This is a genomic window from Micromonospora foliorum, assembly GCF_022229015.1.
In the GTDB taxonomy this organism is placed as follows: domain Bacteria; phylum Actinomycetota; class Actinomycetes; order Mycobacteriales; family Micromonosporaceae; genus Micromonospora; species Micromonospora foliorum.
In genome coordinates, this window is sequence record NZ_JAKKFF010000376.1 from 1 (window position 1) to 2,472 (window position 2,472).

Here is a 2,472-nt window from a genome sequence, read left to right on the forward strand (position 1 = left end):
CGCAGCCGTGGCGGCGACTGCTCCTCGGCGCGGCGGCGACCGGCGCGGTGCTGGCCGGCGCGACCCGCCGATGGCAGGCGCCGGTGCTGCTCGGCGGCGGGGCACTGACGCTGTTGGCGCTGCACGAACTGGCCCGGGGGTGGGATCTGCTGCCCCGGTGGATCTATCTGGGGGTCGGCGGGTTGGCGTTGGTCGGGCTCGCCGCCACCTACGAGCGGCGGCGCCGTGACCTGGCCCGACTGCGCGCCGCGGTGGGCCGACTGGGCTGAGTCGAACCAGTAGGGGTAGGGCCTGCCCTACCCCCCATTCGGGGGTTGTCGGGGTTACTCAGCGCTACCGCAGTCGGGACACTTGACAATAAGCCCGAACCACCCTGGTACGGGCGCAAGCGGAACGGGAGCAGCGATGGCGCTCGGAGCGGTGGCGGAACCGCCGGTACGACGGCGAGGTAGTGACTACGCACAGTTGTCCCGACGGATCAGCCAGGCGGGCCTGCTGGAGCGGCGTCCCGGCTGGTATGTCACCCGCATCGTGTTCACCCTCGGTGCCTTCCTGGCCGGCTGGGTGGCCGTGTTCCTGCTCGGCGACTCCTGGTGGCAGCTTCCGCTCGCGGCCCTGATGGCGGTGGCCACCACCCAGGTCGCGTTCCTCGGTCACGACGCCGGGCACCGCCAGATGTTCCGTCGGCGTGGCCCCAGCGAGTTGGTGGGGCTGTTCGCCGGCAACGTGGCGGTGGGGATCAGCTACGGCTGGTGGGTCGACAAGCACAACCGGCACCACGCCAACCCGAACCACGAGGACGAGGACCCGGACGTCGGCGCGGGGGCCCTGGTGTGGACGCCCGAGCAGGCGATGGAGACCCGTGGGTTCGGCCGTTGGATGGCTCAGCGGCAGGCGTACTTCTTCTTCCCGATGCTGCTGCTGGAGGGTCTGAGCCTGCACGTGGCGAGCATCCGGGCGATCGTCGGCCGGGAGGACGGCAAGTACGCCGTCCCGATGCGGCACCGGGCGGTAGAGGCGGCGCTGCTCGTCGCGCACACCGCCGCCTACGTGGCGCTGCTGTTGGCGGTCATGTCCCCGGTCAAGGCGCTGCTCTTCGCCGTCGTGCACCAGGCGCTGTGGGGCCTCTACATGGGCTGCGCGTTCGCGCCGAACCACAAGGGCATGCCGATGCCGACCGCCGAGGACGAGTTGGACTTCCTGCGTAAGCAGGTGCTGACCTCCCGCAACGTGCGTGGCAGCCGACTGGTGGACACCGCGCTCGGCGGTCTCAACTACCAGATCGAGCACCACCTCTTCCCGAACATGCCGCGCGCCAACCTGCGCCGGGCCCAGCCGATCGTCCGTGCCTACTGCGTGGAGCAGGGCATCCCGTACGCCGAAACCGGGCTGGTCGAGTCGTACCGGCAGGCACTCGGTCATCTGCACGAGGTGGGGCGGCCGCTGCGCGGCTGACGCGACACTGATCGGTGGGGCGGCATCTGATGATGCCGCCCCACCGTCGCGTTCCTGGCCGACACCGCTTTGCAGGAAACCCGGGGCTCTAGGGAGCGTGTCCGGCTCGTCGGACGCGCCACCGGTAGGGTCTGGTCATGGCAGACCTGCTCACCGCGGACGCGGTGCGAGAAGAGCTGGGCCGGTTGCCCGACTGGTCGGGCGATCCGACCGGCATCGGTCGTACGGCCCAGCTCGGCAGTTTCCCGGACGCCATCGCCGTGGTGGACCGGGTGGCGACGGTGGCCGAGGAGCTCGACCACCATCCCGACATCGACATCCGATGGCGGACCCTGACCTTCCGCTGTGTCACGCACTCGGCCGGTGGGGTCACCCACCGGGACGTCGAGCTGGCCCGGCGGATCGACGACATCGTCCGGAGCGCGGCATGAGATTCGAGATCAGCAAGGTGCTGGACGCCATCGAGGGACGGGTCTGCACCGACCCGTCGTTGGCCCGAGCCGTGGTCGACCTGGCCGAGGTGATCCGCTACCAGGACATCGACGGTGGCCGGCCGGCCAGCCTGCTGCGCCTCGGCATGGTCATCGACGCGCTCTCCCGCGAGTTGGAGGAAGACAGCGTCCAAGTCTACGCGGTGGTGCACCGGGCGTTGCTCTCCGATGCCGACCTCACCTCCAACGAGCGGATGGTCGTCCGCCGTTGGGCCGACGACGGGCTCGTCGAGGTGCTCGACAACCCGGGTGACCGGATGTTGGAGGTCGCCGACCTGCTCGGTCTGCCGGTGCTCAGCCGGGTCCGCTTCGACGGGTTGCGCGGTCGGTTCCCGTGGCTGGTCGAGCAGCCCGGCCGGGTGGTCGCACCGGTGCCGGGCGCCGGCGGGCCGGTGTTCATCGCGCACGTCGGTGGTGGCCACTCGCCGGTGGCCGGCAAGCGGTCGCCGACCGGCGCCAAGCTGCTGGCCCGCCAGTGGCGCTGCCCGGAGTCGGGCTGCGCGCTGTTCGGCGGCGGTGGTGGGGG

Annotated in this window: 3 protein-coding genes and 1 pseudogene; all 4 read left to right on the top strand. The window is 71.0% G+C overall.

Annotated features, from left to right (window positions below; all coding sequences use genetic code 11):
- The coding region (locus PSH25_RS25080) for an SCO7613 C-terminal domain-containing membrane protein (protein WP_238661400.1) at positions 1-269 on the top strand (269 nt) is incomplete at its 5' end.
- A 136-nt stretch (positions 270-405) separates the two neighbouring features.
- Positions 406-1,455 carry a fatty acid desaturase family protein gene (locus PSH25_RS25085; RefSeq protein WP_238661401.1) on the top strand — a complete coding sequence of 350 codons (1,050 nt, stop codon included), beginning with the start codon at positions 406-408 and terminating at the stop codon, positions 1,453-1,455.
- Positions 1,456-1,592: 137 nt separating this feature from the next.
- Entirely contained in the window at positions 1,593-1,886 is a 294-nt protein-coding gene (locus PSH25_RS25090; protein WP_238661402.1) for a 4a-hydroxytetrahydrobiopterin dehydratase, read from the top strand.
- A pseudogene (locus PSH25_RS25095) lies at positions 1,883-2,472 on the top strand (FHA domain-containing protein); the annotation flags it as partial. The gene PSH25_RS25090 and the pseudogene PSH25_RS25095, both read left to right, overlap by 4 nt.

Coding starts and splice junctions, on each gene's coding strand:
- PSH25_RS25085 (WP_238661401.1), top strand. CDS start 406: ATGGCGCTCGGAGCGGTGGCGGAACCGCCGGTACGACGGCGAGGTAGT.
- PSH25_RS25090 (WP_238661402.1), top strand. CDS start 1,593: ATGGCAGACCTGCTCACCGCGGACGCGGTGCGAGAAGAGCTGGGCCGG.